Source organism: Nocardia sp. NPDC019219 (genome assembly GCF_040632645.1).
Lineage (GTDB): Bacteria > Actinomycetota > Actinomycetes > Mycobacteriales > Mycobacteriaceae > Nocardia > Nocardia sputorum.
In genome coordinates this window covers 45927-63284 of sequence record NZ_JBEYCG010000016.1, presented here as the reverse complement: position 1 = coordinate 63284, position 17358 = coordinate 45927, and the positions used below count along the sequence as shown (strand labels likewise).

Annotated in this window: 10 protein-coding genes; 3 read left to right on the top strand and 7 right to left on the bottom strand. The window is 69.6% G+C overall.

Going from position 1 to position 17358, the window contains the following annotated elements; translation table 11 throughout:
- Genes ABZ552_RS26060 through ABZ552_RS26045 form a run of 4 tightly spaced genes read right to left on the bottom strand, consistent with a single transcriptional unit; the run spans position 1 to position 9715 of the window.
- Positions 1-4536: an amino acid adenylation domain-containing protein gene (locus ABZ552_RS26060; protein ID WP_357440354.1), complete on the bottom strand. Its 4536-nt coding sequence runs from the start codon at positions 4534-4536 to the stop codon at positions 1-3.
- Positions 4537-4571: 35 nt separating this feature from the next.
- The gene (nbtC, locus tag ABZ552_RS26055) at positions 4572-7613 is read right to left on the bottom strand and encodes a nocobactin polyketide synthase NbtC (protein WP_281875599.1); all 3042 of its coding nucleotides are present in this window, start codon (positions 7611-7613) and stop codon (positions 4572-4574) included.
- Positions 7606-8934, bottom strand: a complete 1329-nt coding sequence (locus ABZ552_RS26050) for a polyketide synthase (RefSeq protein ID WP_357440351.1) — start codon at positions 8932-8934, stop codon at positions 7606-7608. Before ABZ552_RS26050 ends, nbtC begins: the two co-directional genes overlap by 8 nt.
- 7 nt (positions 8935-8941) lie before the next feature.
- Positions 8942-9715, bottom strand: coding sequence for an alpha/beta fold hydrolase (locus ABZ552_RS26045; protein ID WP_281875601.1), 774 nt, complete (start codon positions 9713-9715; stop codon positions 8942-8944).
- Positions 9716-9902: 187 nt separating this feature from the next.
- On the opposite strand from ABZ552_RS26045, the gene ABZ552_RS26040 reads away from it, so the two are divergent.
- Complete coding sequence (locus tag ABZ552_RS26040; protein WP_357440347.1) at positions 9903-10565, top strand: GNAT family N-acetyltransferase; 663 nt, start codon at positions 9903-9905, stop codon at positions 10563-10565.
- Between the two features lie 41 nt (positions 10566-10606).
- Here the strand turns inward: ABZ552_RS26040 and ABZ552_RS26035 are convergent, their stop codons facing one another.
- Positions 10607-11893: a SidA/IucD/PvdA family monooxygenase gene (locus tag ABZ552_RS26035; RefSeq protein ID WP_357440345.1), complete on the bottom strand. Its 1287-nt coding sequence runs from the start codon at positions 11891-11893 to the stop codon at positions 10607-10609.
- A 172-nt stretch (positions 11894-12065) separates the two neighbouring features.
- Here ABZ552_RS26035 and ABZ552_RS26030 point away from each other — a divergent pair, with 172 nt between their 5' ends.
- Positions 12066-12533: a hypothetical protein gene (locus ABZ552_RS26030; RefSeq protein WP_281875606.1), complete on the top strand. Its 468-nt coding sequence runs from the start codon at positions 12066-12068 to the stop codon at positions 12531-12533.
- Between the two features lie 109 nt (positions 12534-12642).
- The gene (locus tag ABZ552_RS26025; RefSeq protein ID WP_281875607.1) at positions 12643-13350 is read left to right on the top strand and encodes a siderophore-interacting protein; all 708 of its coding nucleotides are present in this window, start codon (positions 12643-12645) and stop codon (positions 13348-13350) included.
- Positions 13351-13660: 310 nt separating this feature from the next.
- On the opposite strand, the gene ABZ552_RS26020 is transcribed toward ABZ552_RS26025, so the two are convergent.
- Both ABZ552_RS26020 and ABZ552_RS26015 read right to left on the bottom strand, forming a co-directional pair.
- Entirely contained in the window at positions 13661-15397 is a 1737-nt protein-coding gene (locus ABZ552_RS26020) for an ABC transporter ATP-binding protein (RefSeq protein ID WP_281875610.1), read from the bottom strand.
- Entirely contained in the window at positions 15394-17244 is a 1851-nt protein-coding gene (locus tag ABZ552_RS26015; RefSeq protein WP_357440340.1) for an ABC transporter ATP-binding protein, read from the bottom strand. The genes ABZ552_RS26020 and ABZ552_RS26015 overlap by 4 nt, the downstream gene beginning before the upstream one ends.
- Positions 17245-17358 lie beyond the last annotated feature (114 nt).

Genomic DNA, 17358 nt, shown 5'->3' with positions numbered 1-17358 from the left:
TCAGTCGGCGCCGACGGTCACCGCGGAGACCGCGCGCTCGAGTGCCGCGACGGCGTCGTGCCACAGTGCGGCGAGCCGGTCGACGTCCGCGGCGGTGAACACCGCTTCGCTCCAGCGGAGCATGGTGACCAGCTGCGGCCCCTCCCCGGTGGTGCGCACCGCCGACACCACGTCGAGCGCATAGCGCAGCGGGAAGTCGGGCTCCGCCACGAGCGGCAGGCATTCGTGCAACGCCAGATCCGGGATCGGAGCCCAGGGCCGGCCCGCACCGGCCAGGTCGAACCGGCCCAGATAGTCGAACAGCACCTGCGGCTGCGGCGCGTCCGCCAGTTCGGGAGCTTCGCCGAGATAACGGAGCACGCCGTAATCGATGCCGCCGTTCGGCAGGTCCGCCAGGTGTGCCGTGACGTGCTCGAGCAGCGCGGCGGCACGAGCCGGAGCCGCCAGCGCCGTAGCCACATCCACGCTTGCCGCGCCCACCCCGAGCCTGGCCGGCACGATGCTGGTGAACCAGCCCACCGTGTGCGCGCTGTCCACATCGGCGCCGAGCACCGCGTCCTCCCGGCCGTGGCCCTCCATCGCGACGTACGCGCCCGCCGCCGCGTCCTGCCCGCGTTCCAGGCGCCAGCTCGCCAGCGTCATCGTCAGCGCGGCGAGCAAGAACTCGCGTACTCCCGCGCCGCCGCCACCGAGGTTGTCCAGAATCGCCGCGCTGGTCGCCGCCGGAGTGGGCACGGGGTGGACGCGGTAGGAAGCCCAGGTGTCCACTCCCGGGTCGGGGCGCCGGTTCCCGAGCACCGGGTCCGGCGGGGCGACTTGGCGGATCCAGTACTCGCGTTGCGCCGCAACCGCTTCCGTGCCGACGCGGGCGTTCAGCAGCCGGGCCCATCGCCGGTAGCCGGTGTGCTCGACCGCCGGGGTCGGCGTGCACCCCGACGCGACCTCTGCCCAGCAGGCGGCGAGGTCGGCACAGATGATGTACCAGGAGACCGGGTCGACGGCCAGGTGATGGATGGTCAGCAGCAGCACGTCCGGAGCGCCGGACCGGCCGAACCGGACGGCGCGCACCAGATCGCCGGTGAACGGATCGATCTCATCGGCGACCGCACGGCCGTGAGCCGCCAGTGTCGCCTCGAAGTGTTCGCCTTCCTCCACCCGGGACAGGATGTCCTGCGCGCGCACGCTGCCCGGTGCGCGCGTCTGGAGTTCGTATCCCGACGGTGCGGTGACGAATCGGGCACGCAGCATGTCGTGTCCGTCGAGCAGCGCCTGCAGCACGGCGGTCAGCCCGTCCTGATCGATGCCGTCGGGCAGCTCGAGCAGATTGCTGAGGGCCAGCCTGCGGTAGCCGCCGTACTCGTGCATCCACGACACGATCGGGGTCGGATCGACCGGACCGTAACCCTCCGAGGCCGTGGTGCGTTCCTGGTCGGTTCCCGCGTCGATCCGCGCGGCGAGCTCGCGAATCGTCGATACGCTCAGCACCGTCTTCGGGCTGATCGAAAGACCGTCCCGCCGTAGCCGGTTCACCAGCGAGATGGCCACGATGCTGTCCAAGCCGATGCCGATCAGGTCGTCGTCGATGCCGGGAACGGGACCGCCGGACAACTCGGCCACCGCGGCGCACAGGCGGTGTTCGGTACCGGTGCGCGCGGGCGCGGCCCCGGTCCCCGTACCGGCGGTACGGTCTTCCGCCAGCGCGGCGAGCCGCTGAGCGTCGAGTTTTCCGTTGCTGGTCACCGGCAGCCGCTCGACGACCAGGATCCGGTTCGGCACCATATACCCGGGCAGCCGCTCGGCCAGCGCCGCGCGCAACCGCACCGCGTCGAGACCGTCACCCACCGCGAACGCGGCCAGGCTGGGCCCGCCGGCGCGCCGTACCACGATCACCGCGGCGGCCCGCACGCCCGGCAGGGCCAGCAGCGCCGTCTCGATATCACCGATCTCGATCCGGTAGCCGCGAATCTTCACCTGGTCGTCCGCGCGGCCGACATAGGCGAGATCGCCCGAGGGCAAGCGGCGCACCAAGTCCCCGGTGCGATACATCCGTTCGCCCGTGCGGTGCGGATCGGCGACGAATCGCCCTGCGGTGCTCTTCGGCATGCCGATGTAGCCGCGGGCGACCTGCGCGCCGGAGAGATACAACTCGCCCACCACGCCGACCGGCGCCTGCCGCAGGCGCGAATCCAGGACATAACCGGTCATTCCGGTGACCGGCGCCCCGATGGACGGCTCGGCCTCGCCGTCGGCCACCGCGGCGACTACCGCCTCCACCGTGGTCTCGGTGGGGCCGTAGCAGTTGTGCACGGCGGTGCCGGGCAGCGCGCACAGCTGCTTCCACAGCGGCGCCCCGATGGCCTCGCCGCCGAGCGCGAGCACGGACAGCGGCGTCGTGCCCGCGTCGACCAGTCCGGCCGCGGCGAGCTGGGCGAACATCGACGGTGTCGTGTCGATCATGTCCAGGCCGTGCCGCACGATGCCGTCGACGAGGCGGTGGGCGTCGCGCATTTCCTCGGCGTCGAACAGGTGGACGGCGTGTCCGTCGAGCAATCCGATCAGCGGCTGCCAGGACGCGTCGAAGCTGAGCGACCAGGCGTGCGCGATCCGCAGCGGCCGCCCGAGCCGCGTCACGGCGGGCCGGTACACCCGGTCGCGGTGGTCGGCGAAGTACGCGGCCAGCGCGGCGTGGGTGCCCACGACGCCTTTGGGTTCCCCGGTGGAACCGGAGGTGAAGATCAGGTAGGCGGACTGGTCCGCTCGGCCGGGCGCGGGCGCGAACATCACTGCGCTATCGGGGGTCTCGTCCATCCGCAGTATCCGCGAGCCGTCCACGATCGCACCGAGCACCGGCGGGGTGGAACCCTCGACCAGGATCAGGCGCGGACGGGACCGGCGCAGGATCGATTCGACGCGGGCGGCGGGCAGCGCGGTATCGACCGGCACATAGGCCGCGCCGGTGGCCAAGACGGCGAGGATCGCGACGATCGACCGCGCCGAACGCGGCAACGCCACCGCGACGACCTCTTCCGGTCCGGCGCCATGTGCTGCGAGCGCTCCCGCGAATCCAACTGCGGCATCGGCCAATTCGCGGTAGGTGTAGCGGTCGTGCTCGGTGCTGAGCGCGAGCGCGTCCGGCGTGGCGGCCGCTTGGCGCGCGAACAACTCCCACACGGTGACGCCACGCACGTCCGCCGCGATCTCGGCCGGTGGCCGCGCGCTCTCGCCCGGCAGCAACACGTCCAGTGCGTCGGGCCCGCGCTCGCCGATCACGGGCAGCTGCCGCAGCACCGAGATCAACCGCGCCCCGATGTCGGGACCGGACAGGGTGCGCAGCGCCGCCTCAACCGCCTCGATCGTCACCACCAGCTGCCCCTCGTACACGAACGAGGTCACCGCCAGTGGATAGTGCGTCAGGCTCTCCGACGTGATCGGCTCGACCCGGACCCCGTCGGCCAGGTCGATGGGGCGCAGGATGTCGGACATGGGCGCGTTCTCGAACACGAACAGCGTGTCGAACAAAGTGCCGGAACCCACCGATCGCTGGATCGCCGACAGGCTCACGTAGGCGAGATCACGCATCGGTGCCGACTTGCGTTGTAGCCGCGCGCAATCGCGCACCACGTTCTCGGCGCCGACGGCCACACGGACGGGGACGGTGTTGATGAACAACCCGATCATGGTCTCAACACCGGACAACTCGTCCGGCCGGCCCGAGACGGTGGTGCCGAAGACCACGTCGCGGCGGTCGGTCAGCCTGCCGAGCAGGACGGCCCATGCGTACTGCACGACGGTGTTCATAGTCAGGCCGTTCGACCGCGCCCATGCCGTCAACCTGCTGGTGTCGGCCGCGTCCAGGGTGACGGTGTCGATGCTGGGCACAATGGTGTTCACCGCCGCGTCGCCCCGGTCGGCGAGGATGAGCGGATCGAGATCATCGAGATAGTCGCGCCAGGCACGCAACGCGGCGTCGTTGTCGCGGGCGGACAGCCAGCCGATGTAATCCCGGTAGGGCCGGGGCAGGGGCAGCGCGTCGGCCGCGGCGCCCGCCTGGTACAGGGCGAACAGCTCCCGGAAGAACACGCCGAGCGACCACCCGTCGAGCAGGATGTGGTGCGCGGTGAGCACCAGTCGCCGGGTGTCGTCGGGCAATCGCAGCAGCAGCACGCGCAACAGCGGGCCGCGGGTCAGGTCGAACGGCGCCCGCGTCTCCGCGGCGATGACGGCGTCGAGCTCGGCCGGGTCGATCGCGCGTTCGGCCCACGGCAGCTCCGCGCTGGTGGGCACGATCTGCACCGGCCGTGGAAGGTCGCGATCCCAGAACGAGGCGCGCAGGTTGGGGTGCCGCCGCAGGATCACCTCGACGCTGCGGCGCAGCAGCGTCACATCGACCGGGCCGGTGATCTGGTAGACGAACTGCAGGGCGTACAGATCACCTTCGCCGGCCAGCCTGGCCAGCGAGAACAAACCCTCCTGCAACGGGCTCAACGCGAGCACGTCCTCGATCTCGGGCATGGGCGCCTGCGTGTTCTCCGACATTGAGCGGCCTCCTGAGCCAGTGTTCTCGGGCACCATCAGCCTCGGTTCTCGGACATGAGCGCGACGACGTCGTCGAGGGACGCGCCGCCCATGATGGCCGCGACCGGCAGTTCGCGGTTCAACGTCGTCTTGATCCGCGCGCGCAGGTCGACCGCTTGCAGCGAGTCGACGCCGAGCGCGACCAGCGGGACCGAGCCGTCGATGTGATCGGGGCCGTCGACGAGCATCACCTGCCCGAGCTCGCGCCGGAGGATCTCCGCGAACGTCTCCGTCACGTCGGCTTCCGGCGGGGCGGCGGGCGTCTGTGGCGGAGGCGTCGGCGTGACCGTCGGCGCCGAGGGCTCATGCGCTGCCAGCGTGGGCGCGAAGATCGGTGTCAGACCGACGATCTCGACCGTCTCACGCAGCCGCTCCCAGTCCGCGGACAGCACCATGCTGTTGTCTGCGCGGTCGGCGAACCCCGCCTCGATGGCGGGCGCGGCGGGCATGGACTGGAGACCGGCGCCGAGAATCCTGGCTTCTACAGCGGCGTGCTCCGCGCCGGGCAGACCCCACAGTCCCCATTGCACCGACACGCAATCCCTGCCCTGCGCGCGTAGCCGCACGGCGAGACTGTCGAGCATGCGATTCGTGGCCGCGTACAGCGCTTGGTCGCGTCCACCGAGCGTGGCCACGAACGAGGAGCACAACAGCACGGTGCAGGCGGCGGTCTGCGGCACCGCGCGCAACACTTCTCCGAGCCCGAGGACCTTCGCGGCGACTGCCTCCGCGACCGCCGCCGGTTCGAGCCGCGCCCACGCGTACTGGACGGCGGCGTGCACGACCACGCTCACGGGGCGCTCGGCGAAACGCCGCGCCAGCTCGGCGACCGCGGCGGCGTCGGTGATATCGCAGGCCACGACGTCGATTTCGGTAGGACCGAGCTTGCGCAGCTCGCGCAACCGCTCGGCCACGGCGCTCGTGTCCCCGCGACGGTTCACCAGCGTGATTCGGCCCGCTCGGCCCCGGACGAGCTGCTCGCAGAATTCGAGACCGACGTATCCGGTTCCGCCGAGGATCAAGACCTCGCCGAGATCGGGCGGCGTCGACGCGTCGGACGGCTCGGCTGGGACGATGCGCTTGGCGTGCAACTTCCCGTCCCGCAGTGCGAGTTCGGGCTCGTCGAGCACATGGATGGCTTCGAGGATCTTGTCGGCCAGCGCGGCCGGATCCTGTGTCGCGGCATCCGGCGGCAAGTCCAGGTGCCGGAAGGCGATGCCGAGATGATCCGGAGCAAGACTGCGGTACGCGGCGCTCACCGCCGAGTGACCGAGCGACGGGACATCGTCCGGTCCGACGGCTTCCGCGCCGGTGGTCACCAGCCAGCAGGCGCCGACGCCCGGACCGAGCGCGGCCAGTCCTCCGGCGGCCGCGGCGAAGTCGGCGAGTTCCGCTACCGCGCCTGCTTCGTCCGTGGCCGCGATCGGCGGGAGCAGCAGCACCACTGTGTCGGCCTCGGCGTCGGAGAAGGCTGCGCCGTGGCGCGGGGCCCGCGCGCGAAGCGCCGCCGCCAGTTCGTCGGCGCGGCCGTCGTGTTCGGCGAGCCGCACGGTCCGCGGCGTGCTCAGCCCGAGCCGGGACAGCTTCCTCCATTCTTCGCGCAGCCGTGCGGGAGGCGCGGTGATCGGGACCGGCGCTTCCACACCCGACTGATACGGCGCCCACAGCCTTTTCGGGTTCATCACGGTGGACGGGAAGTCACGCAGCGGCAGCACCGGCGTCGGATCGCCCGATCCGGTGCGCAGGGCCTGCCAGCCGTAGTGCAGATCGTGTACCGCTACCTCGGCCAGATTGCGGGTGAATTCGCCCAACCCGCTCGCGGTGCGCAGTGACGTCCCGACGATGCGGAAGTCGCGGGCGGCCGCCGCCCCGTCCGCGATCTGTGACAGGTTCTCCCGCAGCGCGGGCTGCAACGTCGGATGCTCGGCGATCTCGATGAAGGTGTCCACCTCGGCGGTGGCCGCCACGACCGCGCGATCGAAGCGAACCCGGTTGCGCAGATTCCAGTACCAGTAGTCGTGGTGGGTCAGCTCGGCGGTGATCGGGGCACCGAGCGTTCCCCCGTAGCAGGGGATCTCGCCGATCGTGAACGTTTTGCTGCCCAGTTCTGTCAGCGCCGATTGGAATTCACCGCGCAACCGCGTCATGGCGGAGGTATGCGAGGGGAAGGACATCTGAATCTGCTTGGCGAACAGTCCTTGCGCGGTCGCGGTCGCCACGAGTTCCGCGATCGCCGCTTCGTCGCCGGAGACACCGGTCAGGTTCGGTGAGTTGACGAGGGAGACCTCCGCCCACCCCGAATTCCGCGCCAGCAGCGCTTCACACTCGTCGCGGCCCGCGCCGAGCACAGCCACTGCGTAGCCGTCCGACAGGTCCCGCTCCAAGAGCTGGGCCCGGTGGGTGACGATCAGCACGGCATCGCGCAACGTCAGCGCTCCGGCGACGACGCAGGCGGCGAGTTCTCCCTGACTGTGCCCGATGGTCGCGGCGGGAAGCACGCCCGCCGCCCGCCACATGGCGGCCAAGCCGATCAGGTGGAACATGCGGGCAGGCTGTAGCTCCCAGAGTGTTTCGCCGTACTCCTCACCGCTTCCGAGCAGATAGTGCACCGGCCGCGCATGGCCGTAGTGCTCCTCGTGCACCGCCGCGCACTCGTCCACGACGGCGCGGTACGCCGGCGAGGAGTCGTAGTACGGCTTGCCCATGCCGGGGCGCTGGCTGCCCTGGCCGGGGAAGACGAATCCGGCGCGGCGCGCCGTGACAGCGCCGCCGGAGGTCACAACCGCGGGATGCGCGGTACTCTCCGCGACCGACCGCAGCGCGTCGAGCAGTTCGTCGCGCGTGCCGACCATGGCCAGCGCGCGATACCGGCGGGCGATCCTGGTGCGGAACAGGTGCTGTGCCAACCGATCCGGATCCACCCGGGGATGGGCCGCGCAGTAGGCCGATATCGCGGCGGCCTCCGCGCGCAATCCCTCCGCGCTGTCCGAGGAGAGCAGGACGGGAATGGTGCCGTCCGGCAGCCGGTATTCAGGCATCGCCGTTCTCCTCCAGGACGGGCATTCCCACGATCGCGTGCGCGTTGGTCCCCGCCACCCCGAATGCCGATACCGCGCCGTAGCGGACACCGTCGATCGGCTCCCACGGCGCGTACTTCGTGGCCAGCCGCAGGCTGGTGGCCTCCCAGTCGACGGCGTCGGTCGGGTTCTCGGCCCAGAGACTCGGCACGACGTGACCGTTCGCGCCGCACAGCAGCATCTTGATCAGGCCGAGCATGCCCGCCGCCGCCTGGGTGTGACCGATGTTCGACTTGACCGAGCCCAGCAGCGCGCCGTGCGCTCGCTCGGGTGCGCCGTACATCCGGATCAGCGCGGCGAGTTCGATCGGGTCACCCACCGAAGTACCGGTGCCGTGCCCCTCGACGAGTCCGATCTGTTCCGGGGACACGCGGGCCGCGGTGAGCGCGGCCCGGATCAGCCGTTCCTGCGCGTCGGCGCTGGGCACCGCCAGCGGAGCGCCTTTGCCGTTGTGGTTGACCCGAGAACCGAGCAGCCGCGCGTAGATCCGATGACCGAGCCGCCGTGCCCGCGACTCCGGTTCCAGCACCACCACTCCCGAGCCCTCACCCCACAGCGTTCCGGTGGTGCCCGCGGAGTACGCGCGGCAGTGGCCGTCGGTCGACAGCGCGTTGTTCTTCGCGAACTCGACGAACATGCCGGGCGAACCCATGACGCACACGCCACCCGCCAGCGCCCAGTCGCATTCGCCCGCGCGGATCGCCGCCGCCGCCTGATGCAGTGCGGTCAGTCCCGCCGCGCACGAGGTGTCGACGCTGATCGAAGGACCGATCAGTCCCAGGCTGTGCGAGATCCGTCCGGCCACCGCGCCGAGCGTCGTGCCGGTCATCCGGTAGCCGCTGTGCTCGCTGACGCTCGCCATGCGCGGGCCGTACTCCAGCGGTGTGACGCCCATCCAGCATCCCGCCTCGGCGCCGTCGACGTCGCCGGGATTCAGCCCGGCATCCTCGACCGCCCGCCACGCGACACGCATCCCCACGCGCTGCTGCGGATCCATCGCGACGGCTTCGCGCGGCGTGATCCCGAAAAATGCCGCGTCGAATTGCGTTGCTTCGGACAGAAATCCACCCGCGTCACGCACATCGCTCCACCCGGCGTTCCGGCCGAGAGTGCGCAATTGTTCGATCGGCCATTCCCGGTCCCGGGGCAGGGGGCCGATGAGTTCCCTGGATTCGGTGAGCGCCGACCAGAATTCCTGTGGACTGTTTATTCCGCCGGGGGCCTCGACCCCGATTCCGACGATGACGATATGGTCTTCGTCCCCCGAAGCCGATCCTGACATGGTGAACCTAACTGGAAAGAGCGGACTGTCCGGCGTCGGCGGCTGCGGCGGAAAGCAATTCCGCGACGCCGTCGATGTGGTCGTACAAATAGAAGTGCCCGCCGTCGAAGAGCGTGACCGAGCCGCCCCGGCTGCTGTGCGCCAGCCACGGCCGCAGATCGGCGACGGTGACGAAATCGTCGTCGGCTCCGCCGATGACCTCGATCCGCGCGCCGATCCGCGCGTCCGGACCACAGGTGTAGGCGTCGAACGCGCGATAGTCGGCCTTGAGGACGGGCAGCGTCATCCGCATGATGTCGCGATCGGCCAGCACGTCCGCGCCGGTGCCGTTCAGGGCGATGAGCCGGTCGAGCAGTGCCTCGTCCTCGGTGGGCAGCGGCTCGCTGTCGGCCACCAGCGCCGGCGCCACCGCGCTCGACGCGCCGAGCAGCGCCACCGGCACACCGGCCGCCTCCGCTTGCCGGACGAACTCGAAGGCCACCATCGCTCCGACGCTGTGCCCGAATACCGTAAGGGGAACGCCGCGGTGATACGGCGATTCGAGGAATTCCGCGAGGGCGCCCGCCGCGAGTTCGGCGAGATCGGCCGCCATCGGTTCGGCAGCCCGATCCTGACGTCCCGGATATTGCACGAGAACGACGTCGAAATCAGCACTGAGCCGCTTGGACATGGTGCGGTAGGTGGAAGCGCCACTGCCCGCGTGGGGAAACAACACCAGTGGCGGCAGGGTTTCCGCGGCGGGCTTGTGAAACTTCCGAAGCCACCCAGGTTTTCTCGACATCCAACAGCTCCTACACATGACGCGGTGTCAGCGAAAAGTTCCCACGACCAGTCGAATTCGACCGCGGGCCGCTGCGGCCGAAAGCCGCCCTTCCGGAACGGCCGGGCCTCGCCGACCACGTGAGGTTATCATAGGCTAACCTTACATTCATCCAGCAGGGCCACTACCGAACGGAGCTCGACAACCGATGAACCCGACCGAAACGCCTTATGTCATCGCGCGCGAGCTGACCGACATCTCCGATGAGCTGCGGGCCGTGCCCGCTCCGCCGACGCCCGCCCTTCCCGCACCGTTCGACATCCGCACGGCCGACGCGGACGGCGCCGACGCGGAGCTGCTCACCGAATGGATGAGCCGGCCACACCTGGTGGAGACGTGGGAACAACCGTGGCCCCTCGAACTGCGCAGGCAGAATCTGCGCGCGCAGCTGCTCGGATCCTATTCCCGCCCATACATCGTCGGCTACGACTTCACCGCGGCCGGTCGGCCGGAGCTGGGCCGCCGCGACATCGCCTACTTGGAGCTCTACCGCCCGGCCAAGGACGAGATCGCCCGCATCTATCACGCCGACCCCTACGACGTGGCCTTCCACCTGGCCACCGCCGATCCGGAGGTGATCGGGCGGGGCATCATGTTCTCCTTCGTCAGCGGCCTGCTGGCCGGCGTCTTCGAAGCGGAACCGCGGTGCCGCCGCATCGTGATCGAGCCCGACCACCGCAATGTCGCGGTCCGGCGCATGACCGAACGGTTCGGCGTTCCCAATCTCGGCGACTTCGACATCCGGCCGGATCGCCGGATCACGCTCTACTATCTCCCGCGCACCCCGGCGGACATCCCGGTCGCGCGGTAGTGCGCCGCGGCGCGCGGCCGCGGCGCCGCGAGCGTGGGTGCTCACCCGAGCGCCCACGCGCCGGCCACCTGCGGATAGGGACCGTATCGCCGCGTGACCGGTTGCAGGACGCGATCGGAAAGTTCGCCCAGGCAGCTGAGATTCGGGAATCCCGGCCCCTGCGCCACCCCGGCCAGATTGGGCAGATACAGCTTCGTGTCCATCGCCGACACCGCGAGGTCGTAGCCGATCGATACCTCGATCCGCTCCTGAGTCGGCCTGCCGCCGACCGCGAGCTCCAGCAGATCCGCCGCGTCCTGATCGAAGAGGTCCAAGAACCAGAGCGGCTGTCCGCCAGTGGCATCGATGACCAGATCGAAAGTATGCGTTTGATCCGGACGCCGCTCGTTGCGCAGCGTCAGGGCCACCCCGTCGCCCTGCTCGGCGACCCGGACGGCACGGCCTTGCAGGTGATGCACGCGGCTGTCGCCGAGCAGGCTCTCCTGCACCCGTACCGAGAAGACGCCGCGATCGGTGCGGCGGATGACGTCCCGCCGCTCCTGAACGGTCAGTCCCGCCCATTTGACCGGATCGCTGAACAGCGAGTTCTCGAAGTAGCTTTCGCCACGGGTGTAGATGGTGGCCATCGGTGAGATCACCGAGATCGACAGCATCCCGTGGCGCACCAGCTCGTCCAACGCGGAGCCCGCGGTCTCGCCGCCGCCGATCACCGCGACCCGGGAGGACACCGGCAGGCTGCGCCGCCCGGCCAGATCCCAGAATTGCGCGATGCTCAGCACGCGCGGATGGTCGGCGAGGGCTTTGGTGCTGGCGCCCGGGCCGGTGATCATCAGTCCGGCCGCGTCCAACCGGACCGCGCTGCCGTCGGGATCGGTCGCGGTGACCAGCCACCCGTCGGCGGTCGCGCCGATGGATCGCACTCTGCCCGAGATCAGTTCGAGATCGATCCGGTGCGCCACCCACTGCAGGTACTTGGCCCAGACGTGGTGGGCCGGATTCGGGCGGCCTCGATCGATCCACTCGGCATAGGTGCCCTGCTCGATGAGGAACGACGTCCAGCTGTAGGACATCATGGCCGCGTTGATCTCCTGGTTGCGTCCACGCGCCCAGGTCGAGTGGTACGGGAAGCCGATGTCCTTCTCCGGGCTCGTGCCCAGCCGGTGCCTGCCGTCGGTCCAGCCGCCGCTCGGCAGCCAGTTGCCGCCGACCGCGTGTGCCTCGACGACCACGACCCGAGGAGCGGGCAGGCCGAGCGTGCGCAACACATGCGCTTTCGCCGCCACCGCAAGGGCTTTCGGACCAGCTCCGATGACCAGAAGCGTTTCCACCGGTTCTCCACTCTCTCCGACGTCCCGCGGTTTCCCGCTGAGTGCGCGGGGTCTGCTCCGCGCCGACAACCAGAATCCGTCTGGATCATGTTTGCATAGGCTTACCTTATATTGCACACTCGTACCCGACCAGAGCGGTGACACTCACACCCGCGAACGATTGGATGAACAAATGACCACTCCGAACAAGGCACTCGCCCGGCTGGCCGCGACGGCGGTCGCGCTCACCGCCGCACTCGTCGGCGCGGCGGGTACCGTTGCGCCCGCGGTCGCGGCACCCTTGGTCGCACCCCTGCACGCTCGAGCCCCCGGCGCCGGTGAGCTGACCGCCAAACTGCGCGTTGCCATCAACACCGGCGCCGCGCGCAGCACGCGAGCGGCGGAACTGGAATCCGGCGACGCCGGCGTCGCCACGATGGACAAGATCGCGGGCCTGCTCGCGATCTCCCCGCCGAGCCTGCGCTACAACGTGATCAACCCGTCGACCTCCGGCGACCGGATCGACGCGCAACTCCTGATCACCACCGAGGGCTACCCGGACTTCACCTACGACGTCTCGTGGAAGCAGATCGACGGCTATTGGAAGTTGACCCGCCAGGCGGAATGCAGCCTCGCCTCGGCGCTCGCGCTGTCCTGCTGAACCAGAACCCTTCTCCTCCGCGGTTTTCCGCGGGAGCCGACGGTCGAGTGTCGCGCGACTGCACCTACAGCGCGCGACATTCAACTTTCGTTAGGCTAACCTTAGTGCCATGGGTAAAGGCTTGAACGGTCTGATGGTCAAGGCGTGGGGTGGCAACGACTACCGGCTCACCGTCACCTCGACCGAATACGTCACGGACAAATACGTGCGACTCGGCTTCACCGCGGGCGGGCTGCTCGCCGATCACCCGGTGCACCCCACCCAGTGGATCCGCGGCTGGTTCCCGGACGGCGACAGCGGCAAGTTGCAGCAGCGCGGCTACACGCTGGTCGACCCCGATCCGGACGGCGACCGCTTCTCGATCGAGTTCGCGCTGCACGACGGGCCTGCCGCCCGCTGGGCCCAGAACGCCTCCGTCGGTGACGAACTCGACGCGTCCGTGCTCGGCTCGAATTTCCAGCTGCCGGAGTCCACTCCCGGCGAATACCTCATCTTCGGCGACACCGCCTCACTGCCCGCGATCAACTCGCTGCTGGACGCCATTGGAGACACCCCGGCGCGGGTCTGGCTGGAGTGGCAGTACGAATCCGACACCACGATCCCGCTGCGCAACAAACCGCATCACCAAGTGACGTGGGTGCAGCGGATCGATGACGGCAGGTTGCTGCGGGAAGCGGCACAGGAACTCACCTGCCCGGCGAACGCGTTCGCCTGGGTCGCCTGCGACGGGCACACCACCCGCTCGATCGTGAAGAGCTTCAAGACGATGCACAATCTGCCCAAGACGGCGATCAAATCCCAGGCCTACTGGAAATGAGGTCCGCGACGCCGCACCGCCTTCGCGCGGTGCGGCGTTTTCGATCCGCGACGCCGGCACACCGCCCAGAGGTCGTCTCGTTCGCCGTCGGAGCGCCTGATCCCGCCCTGCTCCCGAGCGGCTTGCCGATCGACCCGTAACGAGGCGAGTAGCCGATTCACCAGCGGCAGCGGCGAACCCGCAGACCACCCGGCGAGCATCTCGGCGCAGCTGCTCGCGCACGATGCGAGCCGGTCGGCGGACGTGCCCGTCACGGCCACCGGGTGTCTCGGCGTCCACGGCGACTTCGTCCGCCGACCGGCTGTTCGCGCTAGCTCGCGACCGGTTCCAGATGCCAGCCCGCCGCGCGGGATCGCTCGTTCCAGAACGCGGCGTACCGGCCGTTCAAGGCGAGCAGTTCCGCGTGGGTACCGCGCTCGATGATCCGGCCGCCGTCCACGAACAGGATCTGGTCGGCGTGGGCGATGGTGGCCAGCCGGTGCGCGACCACGATCACCGTTTTGTCCTTGGTGATCTCGTGCATCCCGCGCACCACGAGCGCTTCGCTGTGCGGATCCAACGCACTGGTCACCTCGTCCAGCAGCACGATAGGCGCGTCCTTCAACAAGGCCCTGGCGATCGAGACCCGCTGGCGCTCACCGCCGGACAGCGCCGCGCCGCCCTCCCCGACCCGGGTGTCGAAGCCGTCGGGCAGACGGTCGACGATCTCGTCGACTCGCGCCGCCTCCGCCGCGCGACGCACCTCGTCGTCACCGGCCTCCGGCCGGCCGATCCGAATGTTGTCCGCCACCGACTGATCGAACAGGTAGACGTTCTGGAAGACCAGCGACAGCTGGCTCAGCAGAGTCGCCGACGGCTGGTCGCGCACATCGTGCCCGCCCACCGACACCCGTCCCGCATCCACGTCGTAGAACCGGGCGGCCAATCGCAGCACAGTCGTCTTGCCCGCGCCGCTCGGCCCGACGATGGCCGTGGTGGTGCCCGCGGGGACGCTGAACGTCACATTCGACAGCACCGGCTCACCGGGACGGTATCCGAAACTCACGTCGTCGAACACCACCGACGGCGCCCCCGGCGTAACGGCCGACTCCGCCTCCGGCAACACCGGTTCGTCCAGCAGTTCGGTGATCCGGCCCGCGGCCGTGCCCGCCGAGCGCAACGCGGTGCCCAATTGCGCGGCCTGGTTGAGCGGTTCGATGAACCGGGAGCTCACCGCGATCAGCGCGATCGCGGCGGCGGCGGAGACGGCGCCGTCGGTCACCCGCGCCACCGCGACGTACACCAGCACCAGGAACACGGCCTGCACGAAGAGCGCGAACAAGATCAGGCCGGGCACGCTGGCGAACACCATGCGCGACCCCGCCGAGCGCTGTCCGGCCAGCGCGGCGTCGAGCGCGCGGTTGCCCGACCCCACCGCGCCGAACGCGCGCAACACCGGCTGGGCCTGGGCGAATTCGATGACGCGCGAATCGGCCTCGGCCGCCGCCGCGTGCATCCGCTGATCCGCGCCTAGGTAGGCGCGGTTGGCCAGACCGTTCACCAGGTACAGCACCGGCGCGGCGAGCAGCATGGCCACCGCGATGCGCCAGTCGACCAGCAGCATGCCGACCGCGACCGCGAGCGGGACGATGACACCGGTGAGAATCTTGGCCAGCAAGTAGGCGACCAGACCTTGCAGCTCCCGCACGTTGTCGACCATCAGCCGCCCCAGCGGCCCGGCGTCATGGGTCTCGAACCAGCCGAGGGGCAGCGCGTTGAGGTGGTCGCCGAGCCGGGTCTGCAATCCGCGCTGCATGCCGATGCCGACGCGCAGGCCGATCGCCGCTTGCAGATAGCCGAACACCACCACGCCCGCGACGGCGGCGAGCATCCCGAGCGCCCAGAGCCAGGCGCGGCCGAGGTCGTCGTCGAACAGCGCCGTCAGGACCGGGACCAGCAGCAGATACGCCGCGGCCTGACTGAGGGCCTGCGCCACGATGGCGGCGAACAACCTCGGTGTCAGCCGGGCGAATTCGGCCGGAACCAGGTCCAGCACCTTGCGGATCATCGGGCACCCTCCACACTGTCGACGAGGGCGATCTCGCCCAGCGCCGCTTCGTTGATCTCCCACAGCCGCTGGTAGGCGCCGCCCGCGGTGACGAGACTCGCGTGGTCGCCCTGCTCGACCAGCCGTCCCCGCTCGAGCACCAGGATCCCGTCCACCCCCGTGATGGTGTGCAACCGGTGCGCGATGACCAGCACCGTGCGGCCCGCGACCAGGACCGCCAGCGCGTCCTGCACCGCCGCTTCCGATTCCGGGTCGGCGAACGCGGTCGCTTCGTCCAGCACGAGGACGGGAGTGTCCGCGAGCAGGGCGCGTGCGATCGAGAGCCGTTGCGCCTCGCCACCGGACAAGGTGGCGTCGACGCCGAGCTCGGAGTCGTAACCACGCGGCAGCGCCACGATGCGGTCGTGGATCTGCGCGGCGCGGGCGGCCTGCTCCACGGCGGCGTCGTCGGCGTCGGGCTGGGCCAAGCGCAGGTTCTCCCGGATGCTGCCCCGGATCAGACGCACGTCCTGGAAGACGAATCCCACCGTCCGGTAGAGCTCCTCGCTCGGAATGTCGCGGATGTCGCGGCCTCCGATCGTGATCCGGCCCGACCCCACGTCATAGAACCGGGGGAGCAGTTTGGCCAGTGTCGACTTGCCCGATCCGCTCGGTCCGACCAGAGCGGTGATGGTGCCGGGGACGAGCTCGAGGTCGATGTCGTGCAGCACGTCATGGCCGGAGCGATAGCCGAAGCCGACCCCTTCGAACCGGACCAGACCGGACGCGGATTCTGGCTCGGCGGGAGTCGGCGCCCCGGTGCTCAATTCGGGTGTCTGTTGCAGCTCATGCAGGCGCTGCGCGGCCACCGCGGCAGCGCGGAGCGCCTGCGCGCCGTAGCCGAGACTGAGCAAGGAGCTGCCCAGGCCGAGGCCGACCAGCAGGAACGGCAGCACATCCAGCGGCTCGATCCAGTCCAGACCGACGGCGCCCAGACCGGCGACGACCACGACCAGCATCACGAACACCGGGGTGACGACGATGTCGGAGGCGGCCTGCACCTTGATGATCGGCGTCTTCAGCCGGTCGACGCTGCGCGCCTGGTGCTCGACGGCGTCTTGGAAGACGCTGTGCGCCTTGCCCGCCTGACCGAAGGCACGCACCACCTGGATGCCGTCGACGAATTCGATGGTCGCTTGCTTGGTGGCCTGCTCGGCGCGCGTGTAGACCACGTAACGGTCCTGGCCGTCGCGGTCCATCATCCGGCTGTAGAGCACCGCGTAGGCCAGGATCGGCAGCAGCAGCACCACGGCCAGCCGCCATTCGACGGTGACCAGGTATCCGAGGGTGATCAGCGGAATCGTCACCGCGCCGACGAACTCCAGGCGGGCGTGGGCCACCAGGTAGTGCAAAGCCTCCACGTCATCCTGGAGGTACTTCTTCACCTCGCCCGAGGTCCGTTCGCCGAACCAACCCAGCGGCACCCGCGTCAGCTTGGCCGCCAGCGCCCGGCGCACGGCGAGCTGATAGCCGGCGTCGACCAGGTGCGTCCAGGTCAGCGCCGCGGCTTGCAACAGGGCCCGCGCCACCAGCACCAGCACCGCGATCGTCAGCAGGCGCCACACCCGGCCGGTGTCCACCTGGTCCCGCAGCAATTCGCGGCAGGCTTCCACGATCAGCACGAAAGGCACGACCGCGCACGCCGACGCGACGACCATGATGAGGCTCGCGACGGTCAACGAGCCGCGCACGGGCGCGAGGATTTCCTTGCGCGCCTGCGCCTCCTGCTGCTTGCGTTCCTTCAGCACCGACTTCGGCGGCCGGTTCCCCGCCTGCTCCGCCGGCAGCGGCGCGACCTCTACCGTCATCTGACCTCGTCTCTCGCGGCATCCGTCTCTGGGATCGTCCTATCCTCACACAGCGACGCCCAGTAAGAAAGGTTAGCCTAAGTTATCTTGCCCCGAGCGGTCGTCGGGGTGACC